Source organism: Mesorhizobium sp. M2E.F.Ca.ET.219.01.1.1 (genome assembly GCF_004016445.2).
Taxonomy (GTDB): domain Bacteria; phylum Pseudomonadota; class Alphaproteobacteria; order Rhizobiales; family Rhizobiaceae; genus Mesorhizobium.
Genome location: NZ_SADT02000007.1, coordinates 392,609 through 415,712, shown reverse-complemented (window position 1 = coordinate 415,712; position 23,104 = coordinate 392,609). Strand labels below are relative to the sequence as shown.

Below are 23,104 nucleotides of genomic sequence, written 5' to 3'. Positions count from 1 at the left end.
AACGCTATCAATTGGGTTAGTCTCGCAATATGCGCCATCGCTGATAGACCATTTCGCTGAGGGGGCGAGATTTCATGGAGATGCAGCAGGTCCGCTATTTTTTGGCCCTGTCTAATACGTTGAATTTCACCAGGGCGGCCGAGGAATGCAACGTCACTCAGCCGGCTCTTACGCGCGCGATCAAGACGCTTGAAGAGGAACTTGGCGGGGAGCTCCTGCGGCGCGAGCGTCAGCACTCGCATCTCACGGAACTCGGGCGCCGCATGCTGCCGTTGCTGCAACAGTGCTATGATGCGGCCACTTCCGCCAAGTCATTGGCCAAAGCCGTGCAAAGCAGTGACGTGGCACCCCTCAACGTCACCATATCCAACAGCATCAACATAGCGCTGCTGGTTTCGCCCTTGACGGAGCTTTTCCGGGCCTATCCCGGCGCCCACCTCAAGATCAATCGTGGCTCGCCCGCTGCTGTCGTCGACGCGTTGAAGAGTGGCGACGTCGAGCTGGCAATTGCCGGCCCCCTGGGACAGGCCTGGGACCGCCTGGACGTATGGCCGCTGTTTCGGGAAGAGATTGAACTCGCTGTAAATGCCGATCATCCGCTGGCCCGGCGCAACGAGGCGGACGTTGCGTTAGCTCAGCTTGCCGCCGAACCCGTGCTCAGTCGGATCGATTGGGAGACGGGCGAGGAGCTATCGCGCTCCCTGTCCGCCAGGGGTCTCACGCCTCGAACCGCGCATGAAGTCGAGACCGATCAGGACCTACTGGCATTGCTCGAGGCCAATGCCGGAGTAGGTTTTGTCTCGCTTACGGCTCCACGATCCCCGACCACCCGCCGGCTCAAACTTCGCGATCTGGACGTTTCTCGGATCGTTGCCGTCTATGCGGTAGCCGGCAGGCATCGCTCGCCTGTCGCGACAACGCTGCTCAACCTGCTGAGGGCCGCCGACTGGTCATCCTTCGGCGTCAGCGAGCCCGCCTGAGCGCCGCGATCAGGTCGTCGATTTCCATGCGACGGCGGTAGTCCGGATCCACGAAGCGATCCGTAATGATCCCGTCCGTTCCGACGATGAAGGTGGCTGGAATAGGCATGAACCAGCTGCTGTTACCCTGATAGTTAGGGATATCGAACCCCAGGCCCATGAGCCGCTCCATTTCGGCGCCGACCCAGATCGCGAGGTTGAGCGACAACGCATATCCATTGTCCATGTCGATCAGAAACGGGAATTGCGCGCCGACCAGAGCCTTCATGGCCTTCGCGAATTTGCGCCGCTCCGGCATGATCGCAATTACCTGTCCGCCCAATTCCTCGATCTCGCGCTGCACCTCGACAATCCCGATGGCGTTCAAGCGGCAATAAGGGCACCAGTGACCGCGTTGAAAGGTGATGACGGCTGGCCCCTTGGCCAGGATTTCGGCGAGGCTGACGAGCCTGCCATCGTCATCAGGCAACAGGAAACCGGGCATGGCTTCGCCCGGAGCCGGCGCCATTGTGCCGGCACCTTGCTTCTCAAGGCGGTCCACCAGTCGCTCGACGGCGTCGGCGAATTCTGCGTTCAGACGGCGAACCGCCGCGGCAATCACGGCCAGCCGTTCATTGAGGGGCGCATCAAGTTCGATGGCTGCCTGGACGGACTGCTCGAATGTCATTGCCTGGTCGTCGGCGGCCATGTCTGCACTTTCACGCGTCCCGCACAGCCTACCACCGTAACCCCTCGGCAATCGCCATGTTTTTCCTGCATGGTTTTGATGCCCTGCGTGCATCGACGCATGCCGGGCCTCCGCTCTACTTCGCCGGCCTGGGCCGACGCGTTACATCATGTTCCTGATATCCGCTGTGAAAGTCGGGAAAGCGCAGACCATCTCAGACAGCTCTCGAGCCGTGATGCCGTGCTTCATCGCGAGCGCAAAGGTGTGGATCAGTTCTTCCCCGGCATGGCCGACCAGATGGGCTCCGAGGATCCTGCCTGTCGTTTCCTCGACTATGATCTTCGACAACGCGACCGGCTCCGCGTAAGTCCTGGCGGAGAGCCAGCCTTGCATGTCGTTCAGGTGGACGTTGACGATGAAGCCACGTTCCCTCGCCTGGGTCTCGGTCAAACCGACGGCAGCCACGGCCGGAATGCTGTAGAGGGACGCAGGTATGTGACTGTAGTCGGGCCGATGCTTCGGGCCGTCGACGATGTTGCGGCCGACGATCCCGCCTTCATAGGTCGCTACCGGCGAAAGCTGCGGAGAGTTCCACACCGCATCGCCGCAGACATAGACGTCTGGATTGGAACGGGAGCGCAGATGCTCGTCGATCTCGATGCGGCCTTCGCGATGCACAATGACACCCGCCCCAAGATCGAGCCCCTCGACATTGGCCACGCGCCCCGCGCAATTGACGGCCCGATCCGCGCTGACCGAGCATTCGGCGCCATCCTTCGCGAAGCTCACCCGCAGCCGCCCGTCGGTCGTTTCGATCTTCTTGACCCAAGCCTTGGTATGGATCCTGATGCCCAGCCGCTCGCTCTCGGCACGGATTTGGGCGACGGCATCCTCGTCGAAGCCTCGGAGGAGTTGCGGCAGTGCCTCGAGGACGGTGACCTCGACGCCGGCGCGCGCATAAACGTGACCCAGTTCGAAGGCGATAACGCCGCCGCCGATGAATACCACGGCGCGAGGCAACACAGGATCGTTCAGCACTTCGTCGGATGTGGTCAGAAATTCCGACCCCGGGATCGACAGCGGGCGCGGCTTCGAGCCGGTGGCAATGACGATGTTCCTGGCCTCAAGCTCCCGGGCGCCGACGCGGATGGCATTGCTGGCGACAAATGCGGCTTCGCCGTGGATGACATCGACGCCTCGCTTGGCCATCAATGCGGACAGCCGGGCTGGGATATCCGCGATGATGTCCTTTTCCCGCTCGATCAGGGCCCGCCAATCGAGCCTCGGCGGTTCGATCTTGATTGCATGGGTGCCGGCCCTTGCGATCTCGTCGAGCGCGTGGGCCGCCGCAACCAGCACCTTCTTCGGCGTGCAGCCGCGATTGGGACAGGTTCCACCGAGATCGCGAGCCTCGATCATGGCGACCGAAAGTCCGGCGGCGCGCGTCGCGACCGTGGCGCCCATGCCGGCATTGCCGCCGCCCAGGATCACGACGTCATACTTTTCCATCGCACCGCCTCCGCCGCGCTCAATGAAGCTTGATCCGCGGTCTGGCGCGCCTGACGATCATCTCGCCGATCGAAGCCAGCATGGTCTTCGCCAGTCCGTGCACCGCCTTGAGATGCATCTTGTGCAGCGAGCGATAGACGAGCCTCGCAACGAGACCTTCGATCTTCAGCCCTCCAATCAGGCTGCCGAACGCCCCGTAGTCGGCGAGCGAAACCAGGGAACCATAGTCGCGGTAGCGATACGCCGGCGCGGCGTGCCCCGCGAGACGTGCTGCAATCACCTTGGCCATGTGCTCTGCCTGCTGATGGGCCGTCTGGGCTCGCGGCGGCAAGGCGCCTTCTTCGCCCGGCAGCACGCAGTTCGCGCAGTCGCCGATCGCGAACACATTCTCGTCTCCGACCGCCCGCAAGGTTTCGCCGACGATCAGGCGGTTGATGCGGTCGGTTTCGAGACCATCGAGGCCCTTCAGGAACTCCGGCGCCTTGATGCCGGCCGCCCAGACGACCAATTCGGCAGGCACAAAGAGCTTGTCGCCCAGCCGAATGCCGTCTTCGGTCACTTCGGTGACCTTGATGCCGCAACGTATCTGGACGCCCAACTTGATCAGCAAGCGTGCAGTTGCGCTTGCCATCTGCTCAGGCAGCGCGGGCAGAATGCGCGGCCCTGCTTCGACGATGGTGATGCGGATCAGCCTTTCGAAATCGATGTTGTCGAGATTATGCGATGCAATTTCCCGCATCGACTTGTGCAGTTCCGCCGCCAGTTCGACGCCGGTGGCGCCGGCGCCGACGATGACGCAATGAAGCTGGCCAGGCGAAAGCGGCTCGTATTGCGCGTTGGCGCGCAGGCATGCGTCGATCATCCGCTTGTTGAACCGGGCCGCCTGCTCCGCGGTGTCGAGCGCAATGGCGTGGCGCGCGGCACCCGGGGTGCCAAAGTCATTGCTGACGCTGCCGACGGCGATGACCAGCGTGTCGTAGCCCAGGACACGTGGCGGGATGACCTGGCGACCGTCATCGTCGAAGCTGGGCGCTACGAACACCCGGCGCTTGGCGCGATCGATGCCGACGACCTCACCAATGCGGTATCGATAGCCGTGGCGGCTGGCATGGGCGATGTATTCAACCGCGTCGTGCGATGCGCTCAAGGCGCCGGATGCCACCTCATGCAACAGCGGCTTCCAGATATGGGTGCGGTTTCGGTCGACGAGCGTGACGGAAAGCCGACGGTTGCCGAATTTGCGGCCGAGGCGCGTCGCCAGCTCCAGGCCACCCGCGCCGCCGCCCACAATCACCACGCGATGCAGTGACTTGTCCGCGTGCGAGGGAGTCTCCGCAATCGTGCGGAAGAGCGCCGCGTCGTTGGCGAGTACGGCTTCCGGAATCAACCGCATGCCGGGGGTGATGATCTGCATCGGTGGTCTCCGTAATCTTCTCGGCGCGGGCCATCACTCTTGGGATTCGTGGATCACGATGCCCTGCAGCATGTCGACCCCGCATTCCCAGGGCTTGTCGGTGAGGACGCGCTGCCCATGCTCGTATCCTGCCTGCCAGCGGGTGCGGATGCCCGAGCGGGTGAAGTCGATGTCCTTGGTATGGTCCTCACCGTCCAGTCGCGGCGACAGCAGGCGGACGAGGTGCATGACCGACGGGCAGCCATAGGAGGCGAGTTCCTTGAACATCGGATCCTCGCGAAGCTCCTCGGGCACGAGCTTTCCCATTTCGCGCACGACATGCCGAAGCCGATGCAACTGCTCCTGCCGTGCAACGTGGCTCCGGCCGCGACTGGCGTATTGAAGGTCCTTCTGCCGCCCCATGACCTGCCAGATCGATTTGGGTTCGGTAGCGCGGGGCTGCCACATGTTGACGGCAAAGATCAGCGCGTCTCGCCTGGGTCGCGCATCGAGCACCACCTCGATCGGCGTGTTAGAATAGATGCCGCCGTCCCAATAAGGCTCGCCGTCGATGCACACCGCGGGAAACGCCGGCGGCAAGGCGCCCGACGCCATGATGTGCGCCGCCGACAGGATCATCTCGCGCGTATCGAAGTATTTGAGCTCGCTGGTGTTGACGTTGACCGCGCCGACCGTCAGCCGCGTGTGGCGGCCGTTGAGGTAGTCGAAGTCGACCAGATTGTTCAGCGTCCTTTTGAGCGGATCGGTCGTGTAGTAGGAGGCATTCTCGACACCGACCTCGCGATTCACGCCAAACATGGCGCTCGGGTTCGGTTCGAAGAATCCCGGGATGCCGCGCATCACGGTGCCCATATTGGCAAAGATGTTGCTCGGAACCATCATCCGGAAAAACTCGTCGAATGGACTGCTCCGGCCGACGCCATCCCAGAATTCCTGAAGCCTGGGCAGACGATCGCCGGGCTGGTTTCCGGCAATCAGCGCGGCGTTGATGGCGCCGATGGACGTGCCTATGACCCAATCCGGTTCGATGCCGCCCTCGACCAGCGCCTGGTAGACGCCGGCCTGATAGGCGCCGAGCGCGCCGCCGCCTTGAAGGACAAGGACGGTCTGACGTTTGACGTCGCTCTGGTGTCCAGTCGCCGGTTCTGCTTCCGGAACGGACAGGTTTTGCGCGATCTTGTTCATGGCCTTCGCTCCCTATGCAGGTCTAGTGGGCGGTCCAACCGCCTTCGATCGGCATCACGGCGCCGGTGATCGAGGCCGCCTCGTCCGACGCCAGGAACAGACACAGCGCGGCAACCTGCTCGACCGTGACAAACTGCTTGGTGGGCTGCGCGGCCAACAGAACATCCTTGATCACCTGCTGCTCGGTGATCCCGCGGGCCTTGGCCGTGTCGGGTATCTGCTTCTCGACAAGCGGCGTGAGCACATAGCCGGGGCAAACGGCGTTGACCGTGATACCCAGTTCGGCAACCTCCAGCGCGACGGTCTTGGTCAGGCCTGCGACGCCGTGCTTGGCCGCGACATAGGCGGACTTGTAGGGCGAGGCGACCAGGGCGTGCGCCGAGGCGACATTGATGATGCGACCCCATTTGCGCGCCTTCATCGCCTGGAGAGCGCGCCGGATCGTATAGAACGAAGACATCAGATCAATCGCCACGACCGCTTCCCATTTCTCGATCGGGAAGTCATCGATTGGCGCGACATGCTGAATGCCGGCATTGTTGACCAGTATGTCAACGGCGCCGAACTCGGCGATGGCCTTGTCCATCATCGAAGTGATTGCGTCGCCCTTGCTCATGTCGGCATTGTCGTAGCGGACGGCGACCTTATGATCGGCGGCGAGCTTTGCCCGCAGACGTTCGATCTCGGCGGCATCGCCAAAGCCGTTCAGAACGATGTTGCAGCCCTTGGCCGCGAAGGCTTCGGCAATACCTTGCCCGATGCCGCTGGTCGAACCGGTGATGAGCGCTGTCTTGCCTTTGAGCATCGTCTTGTCCTTCTGATTGCGCGGCTACGAGCCACGGCGCGGGCCGGCTCTGGATCTGAGGATTAGTATGGTGAACCGCCGCAAGCTGCGGAAATGCCGTTGAGACATGGATTCGATAGCTGACGGTCAGATCGTTGGCTCCAAGCCCGGGACCTCGATCGACCGGTCGGGTTGTTTGACGTAACGGCAGCTAGTAAGATTGCGTGGCTACGCGGGTCATGCCGTATGCGCGTCCAGTGAGGGGAGCGTGCAGTGGAGATCAGCCAAGTCCGATACTTCTTGGCCGTCGCCAAGGAGTTGAATTTCACCAGAGCGGCCGAGCAGTGCAACGTCACGCAGCCGGCGCTGTCGCGTGCGATCAAGCTGCTGGAGGATGAATTCGGCGGGCCCCTCTTCCACCGCGAGCGGCGTTTCACTCACCTCACCGAGCTCGGCCGCATGGTCGAGACCTATCTCGAGGGAGTCTTCGAGAACTCTCGCCAGGCAAAGCAGATCGCCGAGCAGTATGTGACCCTGAAGAAGATGCCGCTCAAGGTCGGCATCATGAGCACCATCGCTCCGGACGAGATCATCGAGCTGATCGCGGCCGTCCGCGGGCATCATCCTGGCGTGGAGCTTCACCTTTGCGATTCAGACGCCGTGAATCTTCGCAAGAGACTGCTCGAAGGCGATCTTGAAGCCGCCATCTATGCGCTGCCGTCGGACGTTCCCGACGAGGAGGTTCACTCACTGCCGCTGTTTCGCGAGCAGATGGTGATGGCGGTTCACCTGTCGCACCGGCTGGCGAACCAGCAGGTCGTGCGGGTCAAAGACATGAGCAATGAAAGCTACATTCACCGCAACAACTGCGAATTTGCCGGTTATGCGGATGCCATCCTTGCGCAACAAGGCGTTACCGTCAGTCCGGTCTACTGGAGCGATCGCGACGACTGGACGCTTGCCATGATCGCTGCCGGCCTCGGTTTCGGATTCATGCCCGAGCACACCGCCAAGCACCCAGGTGTGGCGGCATTGCCGATTACGGAGCCGGAATTCTGGCGTGACGTCAATCTGGTCACGGTGCGCGGCCGCAGGCATTCGCCCGCGGTCGGCGCATTGGTGCGAGAGGCCACGCAGAAGAAATGGTTCGGCGAGCGGGTGAAGGCGTTGTCCGCCGCCGAATGATCTGTCTGTGCGAGGCTTACAGGCTCGGAGAGCCTAAGCATTTCGGCATTTCGCGCCGATCAGTTCTTCCGGACCGACGATGTGACGGACTGGATCACCTCTGTCGCCATCTTGAACTGTGCCTGCCGGTCGGTGATGCCGTGCCGCTTCGCAATCCAGTCGAAGTCGCTGTAGGCTGCGTAAACCGTGCCATCTCCGGTTTGGTAAACCAGCACGCGCACCGGCCAGTCCAGGCCGGCCTCGGGATTTGAGGTGATGAACGTCGTGCCGAGCGCCGGATTGCCAAACATGACGAGCCGCGACGGCCGGACGTCGTTGCCGGCCTTGTTGCCGAGCTTCGCCTGGTCGATCACGCCAAAGAACATGAGGCCCTTCTTGAGCACATCCTTCTTGATGCGGGCGACGGTCTCGGCGACCGAGTAGTCGCTCTTCACGGTGACGACGCCGTCCGAGGCGGCGGCAGGAAAGATGACCGTCATCAACATGGCGGCCCCGGTGATCAGGGTTTTCAGGTAGGCTCTCATCGCATTCTCCTTGGTTGCTGGGTTGGCTATGGATTGAGTTTCTTGGGGTGATCTTGCCGGCGCAAACGGTCACGCGGCTGGCGTCCTCAGCGTTCGGGCTACCGCGATCGCTACCGCGAGAACCGCGACCAGCGCGGCCACACAGGCCGTCCAGCCGACCCGATCGTAGATCTGTCCGATGAGGAAGCTGCCGGCCAGCCCGCCCGCATAGTAGGACGCGAGATAGATGCCGCTCGCAGCAGCGCGGTCGCGCGACGCGGTCCTGCTGACATGTCCCGTGGCTATCGCCTGAGCCAGGAATGTGCCGACGGCAATGAGCGCCATCCCGGCGAGAACGATCGGAAGACTGGGTGCGAGCAGCAGAAGCAAACCGATGATTGCCAGCGCAAGCGTCGCTCCGATCCCTCCCCTCGGGCCAAGGCTCGCTGCGACTCGGCCGGCAAGCGGGGTCGTCAGCATCGATGGCAGGAAGACGAAATAGACGGCGCCCAAGGCCATCGGCGTGAGCGAAAGCGGCACCGCAACGAGCTGGAAATTCACGTAGGTGAACGTGCCGATGAAGACGAACAGGATCAGGAAGCCGATCGCGAAACAGGCCCGCAGTTCGACGTTCCGCAACGGCGCTTTCCAGGCGGCGCGGACAGGCTGGCCGTCCAGGTCTGCGCGCATCATTGCCGAGGTCTTCTGCAGCGTGAACCAGACAAGAGCCGCGCCGAGCAGATTAAGTGCGGCGAAGGTCAGGAAGTTGGTGGAGATGCCGAAGGTGTCGGCGACAGCGGCCGACATCAACCGGCCGAAAAAGTTGCTAGCGACATTTCCCGTCACATAGGCAGCAAGCGCGCTCGTGGTCTGCCGCGCCGAAAAATGCTCGGCCAAATAGGCCATAGTGAGCGTGAACGCGGTCGACATGCAAAGTCCCTGCACCACGCGCAGCAGAGCGAAGACGACGATATTGTCCGTCTGCGAAAGCAGCGTCGTCGGGATCGCCAGGATGGCCAGGCTGATCCAGATGCCGTTGCGGCGATCGATGCCGCGCCCGAAAAGCGCGACGGCGATCCCGGCCACCGCCATGCCGAAGGTGCTCGCGTTGACGGCGAAGCCCATGGTGGCACGGCTGACACCGAATTTCACCACCAGCGAAGGCAGGATGGCCTGGGTGGCGAACAGGTCGACGAGCGTCAGGAACGCGATCAGGGCGATCAGCCCGAAGCGCCAGCTGTCCGCGGCAACCATGCGAAGCCGCGTCGGTTCGGAATGTTCACTGGTCGTCATCACAAGCTCCTGGCATGCGTCCTCAGGCGATCGCCCGAGGACGCGCTGTTGGTTGCTGCTGCTGGGATCCGCTGGCCGCGACGAGCGGCTCACATCATGTGGTCGTTGTGCATCGCCGGCGGCAGAACGTCGGCTGAGTAGAGCACCGCCGGGACCTTGCCGTTGTTCTTCCACCAATGGGCGAGCTGGCCGAACTCGGCCGTCACGTCGCCGGCCGGATGTTCGATGCCGACCTTGCAGGTGCTGGCGTATTCGGTGATGGAGCCTTCGACGACGATAATGTTGGCGGGGCGAGCCGTGTGCTCATGCCACGGCACCACGCCGCCCGGCTGAACGACAAGCTTGCGCAGACGCAGCATATTGCCCTTCCAGGCTTCGCCCTTCGGGCTGAGATCGATCGCCGAAAGAACCGTGTCCGTCACGCCGACGGGCTTGCTGGGATGCTCCTGGATGTCGGTCGTGGCGGCCTGGCCGGCAGGGCAGTCGCCGGCGAAAACCGGGGCCACCGAAAACGCGGCGGTCGCGGTGAGAAGTCCGAGTGTCAACGCCAGCTTCAGCGGCACCCGCAATGCAATAGTCTTGGAAGCCATGTCTATTTCTCCTTTGTCGGTGCCCAATCGCGGAAGCGGGGCATGAGAGGAGAGTGACGGCAGCCTCGAAAAAAGAGAAATGCTGACTGGCTCTTAATTCGATACCTGAAAACTATGGTGGATGACAGCGCCAGCGCGACTATGCAGCCACGACATTCAATCGCGGCGTTAGACTTCATTTCGAAATGCTATGCAGCCGTCTTTCTGGCCGACAGGTCGATGCCGCTTTCCGGCCAGCTATGCGCCTTGACGCTGTTCACGAAGGTCGATGTTGCCGGCGAGAAGCGGCGCCCCGCTACCACTACGAGCGAGACTTCGCGCCAAACTTCGGGATCGACGACCGGCCTGATCTGTAATCCCGGGATGACGGCGCTGAATTCCGGGATGAAGCAGATTCCCAGCCCGCCTGAGACCATGTTTTGAATCCAGTCTTCGCGTTCGCTGGCGTAGGAGATCCTGAGCTTCACGCCGCGTTCGCTGCAGAGGCCGGCGAGGTAATCGCGATACTCGCAGTTCAGCCGTCTGAGATAGTTCTCGCCGTCGAGTTCCGAGATGGCGACATTGTCGTTGCGGGCCAGCCGATGGCCGTTGGGAAAGGCAAGCACGAACCGTTCGCGATAGAGCGGCGTCACATCGAACCGCTCCGGGAAACTGTTGCTGGACGCCATGATGGCGACATCGATCTCGCCGGCTTCCAGCAGTTGCGAAAGGGAGGCCGGAACGCCCTCGACAAGCTGCAGTTGGATGCCCTGCTGGCGCCTGTTGAAATCCGTCAATAGACCGGTAAATCGCCGCGGACCGATTGTGCACATCACTCCAACCTTGAGATTTGCATTCTCGAGGCAGAGGAATTTCGACGCTTCCTGACGCACGCCGCTCACCTCATCGAGAATTTGCTGGAACCGCGGGCGCAACAAGGCACCGAGATCCGTGAGATGGGTCAGATTCCGCTCGCGGCGAAACAACAGGCCGCCGACCTCATCCTCGAGCTGCTGGATCGCGCGCGACAGCGCCGGCTGGGTGACATTGCACTTCTCGCCGGCGCGCGTGAAATTCCGAGTCTCGCAAACGGCCAGGAAGTAGCGGATGTGATGGATGTCCATGCGTATCGTCCCTCAGCTGCATAGATGCATTTGCATGCTCGAAGACTGCCGCAGTGGACCGGATCACGCCAATGCGCGGGGGCTATAAAGTCGATAGCGTTTCGTAATGCGACAACGCTGAGGGGTATCAGCTGTGCCAAAGCAGCTGCCTAGTCGGATAAAAAGTGCGGCGCGCGACGACCGGCAGCCAATGCAATCTGCCTATGGACTTCATGCCACCTTGGCATTTCGGCTGCACAATAAGATGCGGCAGTCTCTCTCCAATCGCCCTAGCTGGCGACCTTGGGGATGGAGACCAAACCATGCTTGCCCAGTCCGTAGTCGGAACAGCCGAAGCCGCCGCGCCCGTGGGGCATCTTGGTGTCGAAGGCCGGACGATCGACATCATCCTGGCGAATGACGCGCATGGCGCCTTCGTCTGGGGTGTGCTCGATCGGCTGCTGGACGAGGCTAACTGCAGCGTGAGCGGCGTTACCGCATCGGGCTTTGCAGCAATGCAGGCAGCGGTCTTTGTCTACGGCTTAAGCATCGGCGGCAGGCGCGGCGCGCGTACGGCACTTGCCAACTTCTGGCGGCGCGTCAGCCATGCCTCCATCTTCGCCATCGACAGAACGAGCCTGCTGCGATCGATGCTGGAACAGTCTATCGACCTCAAGCAGATCAGTAACGAAGACTGCCCGGTGAAACTGGGCGTCCTGGCGGTCAATGCCCGCACCGATGCTGTGAAGATATTTTCCGGTGAGCAGCTGTCGATCAACGCGATCGTGGCGGCAGCCACCGTCCCGTTCCTCTCCCCGCCTGTGGAAATCGACGGCGATAGCTATTGGGGGGACGGCGACATCTCGCAATTCCCGCCTGCTCGATCACCGAAAACGAGTCACCGCCTGATCATCGCAGGCAGGGCTTCGCTGTTCACGACGCTATGTCCGGATCGCAGCTTTTCCTCCACCCATTGCGCGACCAAATGCGCGCCGGTTCACACCATCTTCGACAGTCAATACCGAGCAGGGGCTGCACTCTTCGTCAGACCCTGGATCGACTGGGGCGAACTGACCGACATGCGTGACAGAGGTCGACAATGTGCCGAAGGCTGGCTTGCGACTGATCTTTTCAGCACCGACGAACGCCCGGCCATCGGCTGTCGAACCCAATACATCTAGGCGTCTCCCTCCCGCCTAGCCGCGCCTGCATCGCATACTCCCGAACGCAGGTGCCAAGCCCTTCGGTGTCCCCGCCGGAGGGCTTTTTCGCGCCGAGCTCCTGAACATAGTGGCCGCGTATCAATTCCATGCCGAGACAGCATTTCAGCTCGGCGCCACGATCGGAGAGACTGATCTGCAGACGGGCCTAAGGCCGGTCTTTCCCTCGAAACGCCAACCAGGAGACAAGCCTGTGATCAACACCAAGACCCTTATCGGATCGGCCCTCGCGGCTGCCACCACGCTTGCCGCGACGGCGGCCTACAGCGGCCCCGCCGCCAAGCCCGGCTTCGCCTTCGAGAAGTGCTACGGCGTCGTCAAGGCCGGCCAGAACGACTGCCAGACCGCGACGCATTCCTGCGCCGGCACCGCGACCGCCGACAACCAGCCGGATTCCTGGCTCTACGTGCCCGCCGGCAGCTGCGCCAAGATCACCGGCGGCAGCGACAAGCCGAAAGCCTAGCAACTTCCACCTCGAGCCAACCAGACCAGAATGGAGGAGACCGATGTCCAGCATGTTTTCACCTCTTGCAATCCCCGCATCGGCGGGCATCGGTCTTCGCTCGCCTCACATCGCGGAGATGCTGACGCGGCGCCCTTCCGCAGGCTGGCTCGAGGTCCACGCCGAGAACTACATGGGTGACGGCGCCGGCGTCGAGGCGCTGGAAAAACTGCGTGGGATCTATCCCCTTTCGGTGCATGGCGTCGGCTTGTCGCTCGGCAGCGCGCGAGGCCTGGATCGCGATCATCTGGAGCGACTACGCAAGGTCTGTGAGCGCTTCCAGCCCGATCTCGTTTCCGAGCATCTGGCCTGGAGCGTCGCCGACGGCGCCTATCTCAACGATCTCTTACCCCTGCGCTACGACGAAGAAGCGCTGGCGATCGTCGCGCGCAACGTCGAGACCGTCCAGGAAACGCTGAAGCGGCAGGTGCTGATCGAGAATCTGTCTGCTTACGTCGCCTTTGCGGACTCCTCGATGACCGAGGCCGAGTTCCTCGCCGAGCTCGTGGTTCGGACCGGCTGCGGCCTGCTGCTCGACGTCAACAACGTCCATGTTTCCGCGCACAATCTGCAATACGACGCCAAGGCCTTCATCGATGCGCTGCCGGCGGAGGCGATCGGCGAGATCCACCTTGCCGGCCATGCGACCAACCACGTCGGCGCCGACACTGTGCTGATCGACGACCATGGCTCGCGCGTGCCACCCGTCGTCTGGGCGCTCTATCAGCATGCCATAGACCGGCTCGGGCCGCGCCCGACCTTGATCGAGTGGGACACCGACGTTCCCATCCTCGACGTGCTGCTTGGCGAAGCGATGTGGGCCGACATGCTGACCGCTTCGATCATGTTCAATCGCAAGCAAGCCATACGGCGCGAGCAAACGACCAAAACGCGAGCGACGCCGATCCATCTTTCTGTCCAAAGCGAAACGACGACCGGCATGCCCGTCCTTGCGGCGTTTGCCGCTGCCAGGTGCGCCAGGCCGTGCATGTCCGCGGCGCTTGTCTCAATCGAGGAGGAATACCATGCTGCCGCTTGAACACTTGCAGACCACCATGGCGCGGTCGGTGCTGGCCATGGAGCCGGTGGTAGCCGCAAATATGCTGACCGCCGGCAAGGCAGATCCATTGGCGCGCCTGCGTATTTACCAGAACAACACGCGCAGTTCCCTCACCGCAGCGCTGATGGCGGTGTTTCCCGTGACCGTCCGCCTCGTCGACGAACGCTTCTTCCGCTTTGCGGCGAGCGAATTCATTCGGCGGCATCCGCCAGTGGAGTCGCGGCTGGCACGTTACGGCGCCGGCTTTCCACGCTTCCTGAAAACGATTGACACGCTGTCCGACATGCCGATCGTCGCCGAGACGGCGCGTCTCGAATGGGCCATAGCGGAGGCGCTCGACACGGCGTCGCTGCCGCCTCGCAGCCTGGCAGAATATGACCACACCGATCTTGGACTGTCGCCGGATATCCAGCTCCAGCCCTCGCTGCGGTTGATCGTCTCGCACTGGTCGATCCTGTCGGTATGGATGGCGCATCAACAGGAGACGACGGTCGACGAAAACATCACCTGGACAAGGCGCCCCGAACGCGTGGCGTTGTGGCGATCGGGCAACTACGTGCGGCTTTTTCTGCTCGACCGCGCGAGCTTCGCCTTCTGGCATTCACTGAAGCATGGTTTCGGCCTCGAGCATGCCACTGGCCGCGCCTTGGCGCTCGACCCGGCCTTCGACCTGGTTTCGGCCCTTGTGCGTCTGTTCCGCGATAGGCTCGTCACCGACGTGCGGGTCGCCGCGAATTCCCCCTCAAACTGACGGAGACGGTCATGACCGCAATATCGGAGCAATCCTCGTCCAACCCGGCCGGCTTTGTCGGCCTCTACAAGCGTATCATCAAGCTGCCCGAACACATTCCTTTTTCGCTGGTCCAACTCGCCGCGCGCGTGGCGGTGGCACATGTCTTCTGGCAATCGGCCCAGAGCAAGCTGGCGTCCTGGCCAGTGACGCTGCAGTTGTTCGCCAACGAATACAATCTGCCGTTCATCGACCCTTCGATCGCGGCGCCGCTTGCGACGACCGCGGAGCTGACGGGCTCGGTGCTGGTCTTCTTCGGGCTGTTTTCGCGGCTGGCCGCGCTGATGCTGCTCGGTGTCGTCTCCGTCATCCAGTTCTTCGTCTATCCGGAAAACTGGGCCGAGCATCTGCTGTGGGCCTCGTTGCTGCTTCTGGTGCTGACACGCGGCGCAGGTGCTTTCTCGCTCGACCAGATCGCCGAGCGAATCCTTTCGGCACCCAGGAGATAGGCATTTCGGCCAAGTGGAAACGCACGGTGCGCATCTTCATCGTTCACGCTCACCCTGAGCCAGACAGTTTCAACGGCGCCCTGACCCGAGCGGCCGAGCAAGCGCTGGCTGCGGCTGGGCACGAGGTCGTTATCTCCGACCTTTATGCGATGGGCTTCAATCCGGTGTCGGATCGTCGCAACTTCACGACCGTGGGCGACCCGAACTACTATCGCCAGCAGGCTGAGGAGGCGAATGCTGCGGCCCAGGACGGATTTGCTCCCGACATCCAGGCGGAGATGGACAAGCTCTTCTGGTGCGACGCCTTGATCCTGCAGTTTCCGCTCTGGTGGTTCGGGCTGCCGGCGATCCTCAAGGGCTGGGTTGACCGGGTCTTCGCATCGGGTGGCCGAATCTATGGCGGCGGCAAATGGTATGATCGCGGCGTGTTCTCAGGAAAGCGCGCGATGTGCTCCGTCACGATCGGCGGGCCGCCGCCGATCTATTCCGATCGAGGGCTGAACGGCCCGATCTCTGAGATCCTGTTCCCGATCAACCATGGGATGCTCTACTTCGTCGGCTTCACGGTTATCGAGCCTTTCCTCGTGCACGCGCCGGCGCGCATCAGCGACGGTGAACGCCGGATTTTCCTCGATCGTTACCGTGAACGCGTCCTCGGGCTCGCACACGCTCCTACGATCGCATATCCGAAGCTGGCGGACTTCGACGACACCCATGTTCTGAAGTCGGCTTGAACAAATGAGCGCCGGCCTTCGCCTGCCAAAAGCGTCAGCGCGTTCAAAGGGAAGTGCTGGTGCTGCGAGAGAGGATTGAACTCTCGACCTCTCCCTTACCAAGGGAGTGCTCTACCACTGAGCTACCGCAGCCTGCGATGGCGGCGCTTCTGCCATATCGAACCGGCAAGCGCAAGGCCAAGAAAAACCCAAAGCGTCGCATGCGATTCTTGCCAACAATTATGGCGGCTCGAAGCGGGATGCGCGGCTGATCCACAGCCCTAACGCGCGTCGCGATCTTTCAGGTGCGCTCCATGCGCTTTAGGTTTTTGATTTTACGCATGTCTTTATCCCAAAACCGGTTCCCACTTTCGGGAGACAAGCTTTAAACCCGCCCGGCCGCCTGCTTTCATGACATCCCTGGGCCAAAATGCTACCTATTGCGGAATCGCAGCCGGCTGACCACCGGTCGGGGATTGGACGATGGGCGAGAAGACAAATCCACCGAAAAAGGACGAAGCCGAGCGCAAAGAACGGCTGGCCGAGGCGTTGCGCGCCAATCTGCAGAAACGCAAGGCGCAGACGCGTTCCCGGCGCGCCGGCGACGCTGACAAGCAGCGCGCCCGCGATGCCGATCGGCGGTCTGAAGGCTTGCCGGCTGCTGGAAAAATGCACAAGGACTGACCAAATCAGCCATACTGCCCGGCCATAGTCGGTCCGGTTTTAGGAAAATCCTATTTCTTGAACCAAGCCGGCCAATGGTCTAAGCCGGGCACACTCAACCGATTGAAGCGGCCTATTCTGGCCGAGGGGACGTTTTCTTATGGATCGCATCAGAATTGTCGGCGGCAATGAGCTTACCGGCACCATTCCGATCTCGGGCGCCAAGAACGCGGCACTGCCGCTGATGATCGCCTCGCTGCTCACCGACGACACGCTGACACTCGAAAACGTGCCGCATCTGGCCGATGTCGAGCAGCTGATCCGCATCCTCGGCAATCACGGCGTCGACTATTCCGTCAACGGCCGGCGCGAGAGCCAGCAGAAAGGCTATTCGCGCACCATCAATTTTTCCGCCCGCAACATCGTCGACACCACCGCGCCTTACGAGCTGGTGTCGAAGATGCGCGCCTCCTTCTGGGTGATCGGCCCGCTGCTTGCCCGCATGGGCGAGGCCAAGGTGTCGCTGCCCGGCGGCTGCGCCATCGGCACGCGCCCGGTCGATCTGTTCCTCGAAGGTCTGCAGGCGCTGGACGCCGAGCTCGACGTCGACAATGGCTATGTCGTGGCCAAGACCAGGAACGGCCGTCTCCACGGCAATCGCTACGTGTTCCCGAAAGTGTCGGTCGGCGCCACCCACGTGCTGATGATGGCGGCCTCGCTCGCCAAGGGCGAGACAGTGCTCGAAAACGCCGCCTGCGAGCCGGAAATCGTCAATCTCGCCGAATGCCTGATCGCCATGGGCGCCAAGATTCACGGCGCCGGCACCCCCACCATCACCATCCAGGGCGTCGAGGCGCTGTCCGGCGCCCGTGTCCGCGTCATCCCCGACCGCATCGAGACCGGCACCTATGCCATGGCGGTGGCGATGACCGGCGGCGATGTGATGCTGGAAGGCGCGCGGCCCGACCTGTTGCAGACGGCGCTCGATGTTCTCGTCGAAACCGGCGCCGAGATCACGCCCACCAACGAGGGTATCCGCGTCAAGCGCAACGGCGCCGGCATTGCGCCGGTCGACGTGACCACCGCCCCCTTCCCCGCGTTCCCGACCGACCTGCAGGCGCAGTTCATGGGCCTGATGACGATGGCCAAGGGCAAGTCGCGCATCACCGAGACGATCTTCGAGAACCGTTTCATGCATGTGCAGGAACTCGCGCGCCTCGGCGCCCACATCACGCTTTCCGGCCAGACGGCGATCGTCGACGGCGTTGCCAGGCTGAAGGGCGCTCCCGTCATGGCGACCGATCTGCGCGCCTCGGTGTCGCTGGTGATCGCCGGCCTTGCCGCCGAAGGCGAGACCACGGTCAACCGCGTCTACCACCTCGACCGGGGCTTCGAGCGGCTGGAGGAGAAGCTCTCCGGCTGCGGCGCGGTGATCGAGCGCATTTCGGGCTGACGTTCCGCGGCATTCTTTCCGGGCGGTTGCGCCGAGCGGAAAGACCCACTAGAGCGTGGTTGAACTCGACCTAGCCGAGTTCAACCACGCTCTCGCTTTTTGTGTGAGCATGATCCTTACCGAAAACCGGTTTCCACTTTTCGGGATCATGCTCTAACAGAACGCTGAATTGTCAACGTTCAGGTGCGCATCCCGCATGGCAGCCCTCAAGCTCATCGCGTTCGACGACCAGGATCTGAGCATCGTCTCGGCGCATGTCCAGGACGCCGTGATGAAGGTCTCCGACCTGGAGTACCTGCCGGCGGCCAAGCGTTTCGTGCTGACCATGAACCGCTTCGTCTGGGAAGCGAAATCGGGCCTCTTCCGCCAGCACAATGAACGGCGGCAGAGCGTTCTGCATTTCGACCGCGTGCTCGGCGTCAAGACCAGCGGCATTCAACGCGACAAGCCCGCCGAAGTGCTGTCGCTGCTGGCGATCAGCTTCATTGCCATCAGCAAGCCGGCCGGCATCGTCGAATTGGTGTTTTCGGGCGGCGGCACCATCATGCTCGACGTCGAATGCATCGAGGCGAGGCTTGCCGATGTCGGCGGCTCCTGGGAAGCCGCCTCGCGACCTGTGCACAGAGGCTGACGATGGCCATCACGCTCCGCCAGTCCGATACCGATTTCGAACAGCGTTTTTCGGCCTTCCTCACCACCAAGCGGGAAGTGTCGGCCGATGTCGAAGCCGTGGTGCGGGACATCATCGCCCGCGTGCGCGCTGAAGGCGACAAGGCGCTGATCGACTACACGCTGAAGTTCGACAGAGCCGATCTCGGCGCGCTCGGCATCGCCGTCTCGAAAAGCGACATCGCCAAGGCCTACGAAGCGGCCGACCCGGCGACCGTCGAGGCGCTCAAATTCGCGCGCGACCGTATCCGTTCGCATCACGAGCGGCAGAAGCCGAAGGACGACCGCTACACGGATGCCGCCGGCGTAGAACTCGGCTCGCGCTGGACGGCGATCGAGGCCGTCGGCCTTTATGTGCCCGGCGGCACGGCGAGCTATCCGAGCTCGGTGTTGATGAATGCCGTGCCGGCCAAGGTCGCCGGCGTCGAGCGCATCGTCATCGTCGTACCGGCGTCGGGCGGCGTCATCAATCCGCTGGTGCTGGTGGCGGCCGACCTTGCCGGCGTCTCGGAGATCTACCGCGTCGGCGGCGCGCAGGCCGTTGCGGCACTTGCCTATGGCACCGAGACGATCAGGCCCGTTGCCAAGATCGTCGGGCCGGGCAATGCCTATGTCGCGGCGGCGAAGCGCCAGGTGTTCGGCACGGTCGGCATCGACATGATCGCCGGACCATCGGAAGTGCTGGTGGTGGCCGACGCCGACAACGATCCGGACTGGATCGCGGCCGACCTTCTGGCGCAGGCCGAGCATGATGTCTCGGCGCAGTCGATCCTGATCACCGACAATGCCGAATTCGGCAAGTCGGTCGAGCAGGCGGTCGAACGCCAGCTGAAAGTCCTGCCGCGCGCCGAGACGGCGGCGGCCAGCTGGCGCGATTTCGGCGCGGTGATTCTGGTGCCGACGCTGGAGGCCTCGCTGCCGCTGGTCGACAGGATCGCGGCAGAACATGTCGAGCTTGCTTTCGACGATGCCGAGGGCTTTCTTTCCAGGATGCGCAACGCGGGCGCCGTGTTTATCGGGCGGCATACGCCTGAGGTCATCGGCGACTATGTCGGCGGCTCCAACCACGTGTTGCCGACAGCACGCTCGGCGCGTTTCTCCTCGGGTCTGTCCGTGCTCGATTTCGTCAAGCGCAGCTCGATCCTGAAGCTCGGGCCCGAACAGCTCAAGGCGCTGGCGCCCGCCGCGATCGCGCTTGCCAAGGCGGAGGGGCTCGAGGCGCATGCCCGCTCCGTCGCGATCAGGCTGAACATGTAGCGATGTCGGGCCATGACCAAACCCGCGACAGGCTGATCGACGTCGAGCTCGACGAAACGATCGGACGTTCGACACCCGACGTCGAGCACGAGCGGGCGGTGGCGATCTTCGACCTCATCGAGGAAAACAGTTTCAAGCCGGTCAACGACGACGGCGCCGGTCCCTACAAGCTGAAGCTGTCGCTGGCTGAGTCGCGCCTGGTCTTTGCCGTCAGCCGCGAGAACGGCGCTGACGTGGTCACCCACATCCTGTCGCTGACGCCGCTCAGGCGCATCGTCAAGGACTATTATCTGATCTGCGAAAGCTATTACGAGGCCATCCGCTCCTCGACGCCCAGTCATATCGAGGCGATCGACATGGGCCGGCGAGGCCTGCACAATGAGGGCTCGCAGACCTTGATGGACCGGCTCTCCGGCAAGATCGAGATCGATTTCGACACGGCGCGCCGGCTGTTCACGCTGGTCTGCGTGCTGCACTGGCGCGGCTAGATCGGGATGATGTTTCGTTGAAACACCGTCCTGATCCAGCTCTTCGTAGGGGCATGATCTTTCCCAAAAACCGGTTCCCACTTTTTGGGATCATGCTCTTTTGTTGGAGCATGATCTTTTCCAAAAACCGGGTCCCACTTTTTGGGATCATGCTCTAGTGCCCGCCCTGCCCCACTCGATCCTGTTTTTGTGCGGCATGAACGCCGTACGCTCGCCGATCGCGGAGCAACTGGCGCGCCGCTTGCTGCCCGCCACCACCTTCGTCGCTTCGGCCGGCGTGCGCGCCGGCGAGCGCGACCCGTTCGTCGACGCGGTGCTGGCCGAGGAAGGCTTCTCGCTTGGCGAGCGCCAGCCCCGGACGCTGGAGGATCTGGAGGATGATTATTTCGACCTGATCGTGACGCTGGCGCCGGAGGCGCACCACGCCGCGCTCGAGCTCACCCGCTCGCTCGCCGTCGAGGTCGAATACTGGCCGATGCCCGACCCGACCGACACCGGCGGCACCCGCGAGCACATCATGGCGGCCTATCGCGATGTGCGCGAGCGGCTGAAGGCGCGCATAAGCCGACGTTTCCTGCTTTCAGAGGTTAAAAACGCGACGGATTAAGCGTGTTCACAAGCGGACGATTATCATATAGGTTCCGCCGCAATTTCCAGCCGAGTCCTGGAACGCCCATCCAAGCAAAGGTATCGAATGCCGAAGGAAGAAGTCCTCGAGTTTCCAGGTGTGGTCACCGAACTGCTGCCCAATGCGATGTTCCGCGTGAAGCTCGAAAACGAACATGAAATCATCGCCCACACGGCCGGCCGCATGCGCAAGAACCGCATTCGCGTGCTGACCGGTGACAAGGTCCTGGTCGAGATGACGCCTTACGACCTGACCAAGGGCCGCATCACCTACCGTTTCAAGTAGCAAATCGGCGTCAAGCGCGATGAGCATCCTGCAGAAGCTCGTGCTTGCCTCGGGTTCGCCGCGCCGCATCGAACTCTTGCAACAGGCCGGCATCGAGCCGGACCGGGTGCTGCCCGCCGATGTCGACGAGACGCCGCAGCGCGCCGAGCATCCGCGTTCGCTGGCCAAGCGCCTGTCCAAGGACAAGGCCGAGAAGGCGCTGGTCTCGCTGAAAAGCGAGGAAGATTACGCGCCCGCCTTCATCCTCGCCGCCGACACGGTGGTGGCGGTGGGGCGGCGCATCCTGCCCAAGGCCGAGACGATCGACGACGCCATCAATTGCCTCGGCCTGCTCTCCGGCCGTTCGCACCGCGTCTATTCCGGCGTCTGCCTGATCACGCCGGGCGGCAAGCTGCGCCAGCGACTGGTGGAAACCAGGGTGCGCTTCAAGCGGCTGCCGCGCGAGGAGATCGACGCCTATGTCGCCTCCGGCGAATGGCGCGGCAAGGCCGGCGGCTATGCCGTGCAAGGCCTGGCCGGCTCCTTCGTCGTCAAGCTGGTCGGCTCTTACACCAATGTGGTCGGCCTTCCGCTTTATGAAAGTGTCGCGCTGCTTTCGGGCGAAGGGTTCAAGGCGCACCAGAACTGGCACGCCGCACGCTCATGAGCATGGACGACAAGGTGACACCGCTTCGGCCGAAGCGGCCCTGCCCCGAATGCGGAAAACCTTCCTCGCGCGAGCACTATCCGTTCTGCTCCGCGCGCTGCAAGGACATCGACCTCAATCGCTGGCTGAAGGGCGCCTATGTCATTCCCGGCCGTGACGGCGAAGAGGAAGATGAGGACAGCCCGAAGCCGGGACCCAAGGACGAGGGCTGAGTGCTGGCCGCAAGCCGCCGCTCCACGGCGGTTTCGGACAATCAGATCCCGGCTTTGCCGGCAAGCGCGATTGCTTCGTTCGAGCCTCATCACGCGCCTGCGACAATTGCCCCGGAAAATCGCCCCTTAGGCGCTGGACAGCCAAGATTCCCGTGCTATAACCCACGCGCTTTCAGGGGCGCCGCGGCGCTTCCTTGAAATCCGGCGGGCGGTTCCCGTTAGCCGGCGCAGGCCCAGATAGCTCAGTTGGTAGAGCAGCGGACTGAAAATCCGCGTGTCGGTGGTTCGAATCCGCCTCTGGGCACCATCCCCCCTCTCCCGTCATTGCCTTCCGTCCAAGCCTCAACGCTTCGGTCTCGCAAATATGTGAATTTACTTACCTTTTCGGCACGCAACCCGTGGCCGGGCCACGCACCACAGCCTGCTCATAGCGCTTTGTCAGGTGCTTCAGCGGTTGAGCATAAGGCAGACAGATGGTTATCTGTTTCATTGCCGAGGTTTCGATGAGCGAGCAAAATCACCATTCCCGGCGGGAGCGCATGACGATCCTCGGCGATGTCAAGGCGGCATCCTTCCTTCCGTGGATCGAGCGTCATGCCGCCAAGCTCGGGCTCGCGCAGGAAATATGCGTTGCCGGTCCCGACCGCATCGAACTCGACATTGCCGGTCCCGCCGAGCTCATCGACATGATGGAGATGGGGTGCTCTCTTGGACCAATCGATGTCTGGGTCGAAGCCATCCGGCGGGCGCCGATAGAGGCCGAATCGGGCTAGGTTTTCCAGTCGCTGGTCTCCCTACCAGGGTGCCATGCACCTTTTTTGGGCCATTGTTGCCAGTGAGGAAATGTTGTGCAAACGTGACCGGGTCTTTTAGCATG

Annotated in this window: 27 protein-coding genes and 2 tRNA genes; 19 read left to right on the top strand and 10 right to left on the bottom strand. The window is 62.6% G+C overall.

Features of this window, described 5'->3' with window-relative positions; all coding sequences use genetic code 11:
• Positions 1–74 precede the first annotated feature (74 nt).
• Positions 75–980 carry a LysR family transcriptional regulator gene (locus EN862_RS30500; protein WP_127867405.1) on the top strand — a complete coding sequence of 302 codons (906 nt, stop codon included), beginning with the start codon at positions 75–77 and terminating at the stop codon, positions 978–980.
• On the opposite strand, the gene EN862_RS30495 is transcribed toward EN862_RS30500, so the two are convergent.
• From EN862_RS30495 to EN862_RS30475, 5 genes are all read right to left on the bottom strand, one after another.
• Positions 964–1,668, bottom strand: coding sequence for a peroxiredoxin-like family protein (locus EN862_RS30495; protein WP_127867406.1), 705 nt, complete (start codon positions 1,666–1,668; stop codon positions 964–966). The two genes, EN862_RS30500 and EN862_RS30495, sit on opposite strands and share 17 nt — an antisense overlap.
• Positions 1,669–1,809: 141 nt before the next feature.
• Complete coding sequence (locus EN862_RS30490; protein ID WP_127867407.1) at positions 1,810–3,156, bottom strand: NAD(P)/FAD-dependent oxidoreductase; 1,347 nt, start codon at positions 3,154–3,156, stop codon at positions 1,810–1,812.
• 19 nt (positions 3,157–3,175) lie between these two features.
• The gene (locus tag EN862_RS30485) at positions 3,176–4,570 is read right to left on the bottom strand and encodes an NAD(P)/FAD-dependent oxidoreductase (protein WP_245519742.1); all 1,395 of its coding nucleotides are present in this window, start codon (positions 4,568–4,570) and stop codon (positions 3,176–3,178) included.
• Positions 4,571–4,603: 33 nt separating this feature from the next.
• Positions 4,604–5,755, bottom strand: coding sequence for a patatin-like phospholipase family protein (locus EN862_RS30480; protein ID WP_127867408.1), 1,152 nt, complete (start codon positions 5,753–5,755; stop codon positions 4,604–4,606).
• 22 nt (positions 5,756–5,777) lie between these two features.
• Complete coding sequence (locus EN862_RS30475; RefSeq protein ID WP_127867409.1) at positions 5,778–6,560, bottom strand: 3-hydroxybutyrate dehydrogenase; 783 nt, start codon at positions 6,558–6,560, stop codon at positions 5,778–5,780.
• Positions 6,561–6,812: 252 nt separating this feature from the next.
• On the opposite strand from EN862_RS30475, the gene EN862_RS30470 reads away from it, so the two are divergent.
• Entirely contained in the window at positions 6,813–7,724 is a 912-nt protein-coding gene (locus EN862_RS30470) for a LysR family transcriptional regulator (RefSeq protein WP_127867410.1), read from the top strand.
• A gap of 59 nt (positions 7,725–7,783) precedes the next feature.
• On the opposite strand, the gene EN862_RS30465 is transcribed toward EN862_RS30470, so the two are convergent.
• The 4 genes from EN862_RS30465 to EN862_RS30450 all read right to left on the bottom strand — a co-directional run bounded on the left by EN862_RS30465 (position 7,784) and on the right by EN862_RS30450 (position 11,213).
• Positions 7,784–8,209, bottom strand: coding sequence for a DUF302 domain-containing protein (locus tag EN862_RS30465; protein ID WP_245519755.1), 426 nt, complete (start codon positions 8,207–8,209; stop codon positions 7,784–7,786).
• A gap of 108 nt (positions 8,210–8,317) precedes the next feature.
• A complete protein-coding gene (locus tag EN862_RS30460) occupies positions 8,318–9,520 on the bottom strand; it encodes an MFS transporter (protein WP_127867412.1) in 1,203 nt (400 codons plus the stop codon).
• An 89-nt stretch (positions 9,521–9,609) separates the two neighbouring features.
• A complete protein-coding gene (locus EN862_RS30455) occupies positions 9,610–10,110 on the bottom strand; it encodes a cupin (protein WP_127248507.1) in 501 nt (166 codons plus the stop codon).
• 188 nt (positions 10,111–10,298) lie between these two features.
• A complete protein-coding gene (locus EN862_RS30450) occupies positions 10,299–11,213 on the bottom strand; it encodes a LysR family transcriptional regulator (RefSeq protein ID WP_127867413.1) in 915 nt (304 codons plus the stop codon).
• 302 nt (positions 11,214–11,515) lie between these two features.
• Between EN862_RS30450 and EN862_RS30445 the strand changes: the two genes are divergently transcribed.
• The 6 genes from EN862_RS30445 to EN862_RS30420 all read left to right on the top strand — a co-directional run bounded on the left by EN862_RS30445 (position 11,516) and on the right by EN862_RS30420 (position 15,947).
• Positions 11,516–12,373, top strand: coding sequence for a hypothetical protein (locus EN862_RS30445; RefSeq protein WP_127867414.1), 858 nt, complete (start codon positions 11,516–11,518; stop codon positions 12,371–12,373).
• A 232-nt stretch (positions 12,374–12,605) separates the two neighbouring features.
• Positions 12,606–12,875 (top strand): DUF2282 domain-containing protein, encoded by a 270-nt coding sequence (locus EN862_RS30440; protein ID WP_127867415.1) that lies wholly within the window; start codon positions 12,606–12,608, stop codon positions 12,873–12,875.
• Between the two features lie 43 nt (positions 12,876–12,918).
• A complete protein-coding gene (locus EN862_RS30435) occupies positions 12,919–13,953 on the top strand; it encodes a DUF692 domain-containing protein (RefSeq protein WP_127867416.1) in 1,035 nt (344 codons plus the stop codon).
• On the top strand, positions 13,940–14,725 hold the full coding sequence (locus EN862_RS30430; protein WP_127867417.1) for a DNA-binding domain-containing protein: 786 nt from the start codon (positions 13,940–13,942) through the stop codon (positions 14,723–14,725). The genes EN862_RS30435 and EN862_RS30430 overlap by 14 nt, the downstream gene beginning before the upstream one ends.
• An 11-nt stretch (positions 14,726–14,736) precedes the next feature.
• Positions 14,737–15,213, top strand: a complete 477-nt coding sequence (locus EN862_RS30425) for a DoxX family protein (protein ID WP_127867418.1) — start codon at positions 14,737–14,739, stop codon at positions 15,211–15,213.
• Positions 15,214–15,239: 26 nt separating this feature from the next.
• Positions 15,240–15,947, top strand: coding sequence for an NAD(P)H-dependent oxidoreductase (locus EN862_RS30420; protein WP_127867419.1), 708 nt, complete (start codon positions 15,240–15,242; stop codon positions 15,945–15,947).
• A 57-nt stretch (positions 15,948–16,004) separates the two neighbouring features.
• Here the strand turns inward: EN862_RS30420 and EN862_RS30415 are convergent.
• Positions 16,005–16,079, bottom strand: a tRNA-Thr gene (locus EN862_RS30415).
• A 330-nt stretch (positions 16,080–16,409) separates the two neighbouring features.
• On the opposite strand from EN862_RS30415, the gene EN862_RS30410 reads away from it, so the two are divergent.
• The 11 genes from EN862_RS30410 to EN862_RS30360 all read left to right on the top strand — a co-directional run bounded on the left by EN862_RS30410 (position 16,410) and on the right by EN862_RS30360 (position 23,000).
• Positions 16,410–16,610 carry a hypothetical protein gene (locus EN862_RS30410; protein ID WP_127867420.1) on the top strand — a complete coding sequence of 67 codons (201 nt, stop codon included), beginning with the start codon at positions 16,410–16,412 and terminating at the stop codon, positions 16,608–16,610.
• Positions 16,611–16,749: 139 nt separating this feature from the next.
• Positions 16,750–18,042, top strand: coding sequence for a UDP-N-acetylglucosamine 1-carboxyvinyltransferase (gene murA, locus EN862_RS30405; RefSeq protein WP_127867421.1), 1,293 nt, complete (start codon positions 16,750–16,752; stop codon positions 18,040–18,042).
• A 196-nt stretch (positions 18,043–18,238) separates the two neighbouring features.
• A complete protein-coding gene (locus EN862_RS30400) occupies positions 18,239–18,673 on the top strand; it encodes a DUF2948 family protein (RefSeq protein WP_127867422.1) in 435 nt (144 codons plus the stop codon).
• A 2-nt stretch (positions 18,674–18,675) separates the two neighbouring features.
• On the top strand, positions 18,676–19,968 hold the full coding sequence (gene hisD / locus EN862_RS30395) for a histidinol dehydrogenase (RefSeq protein ID WP_127867423.1): 1,293 nt from the start codon (positions 18,676–18,678) through the stop codon (positions 19,966–19,968).
• A gap of 2 nt (positions 19,969–19,970) precedes the next feature.
• Positions 19,971–20,456 (top strand): UPF0262 family protein, encoded by a 486-nt coding sequence (locus EN862_RS30390; protein ID WP_127867424.1) that lies wholly within the window; start codon positions 19,971–19,973, stop codon positions 20,454–20,456.
• Positions 20,457–20,613: 157 nt separating this feature from the next.
• Complete coding sequence (locus EN862_RS30385) at positions 20,614–21,063, top strand: low molecular weight phosphatase family protein (RefSeq protein WP_281035867.1); 450 nt, start codon at positions 20,614–20,616, stop codon at positions 21,061–21,063.
• 87 nt (positions 21,064–21,150) lie between these two features.
• Complete coding sequence (gene infA, locus EN862_RS30380) at positions 21,151–21,369, top strand: translation initiation factor IF-1 (protein ID WP_006200926.1); 219 nt, start codon at positions 21,151–21,153, stop codon at positions 21,367–21,369.
• Positions 21,370–21,388: 19 nt separating this feature from the next.
• Positions 21,389–22,015: a Maf-like protein gene (locus EN862_RS30375; RefSeq protein WP_127867426.1), complete on the top strand. Its 627-nt coding sequence runs from the start codon at positions 21,389–21,391 to the stop codon at positions 22,013–22,015.
• Positions 22,012–22,227, top strand: a complete 216-nt coding sequence (gene yacG, locus EN862_RS30370) for a DNA gyrase inhibitor YacG (RefSeq protein WP_127867427.1) — start codon at positions 22,012–22,014, stop codon at positions 22,225–22,227. Before EN862_RS30375 ends, yacG begins: the two co-directional genes overlap by 4 nt.
• 231 nt (positions 22,228–22,458) lie before the next feature.
• Positions 22,459–22,534 (top strand) — tRNA-Phe (locus EN862_RS30365).
• Positions 22,535–22,730: 196 nt separating this feature from the next.
• Positions 22,731–23,000 (top strand): acylphosphatase, encoded by a 270-nt coding sequence (locus EN862_RS30360; protein WP_127867428.1) that lies wholly within the window; start codon positions 22,731–22,733, stop codon positions 22,998–23,000.
• Positions 23,001–23,104: the final 104 nt, after the last annotated feature.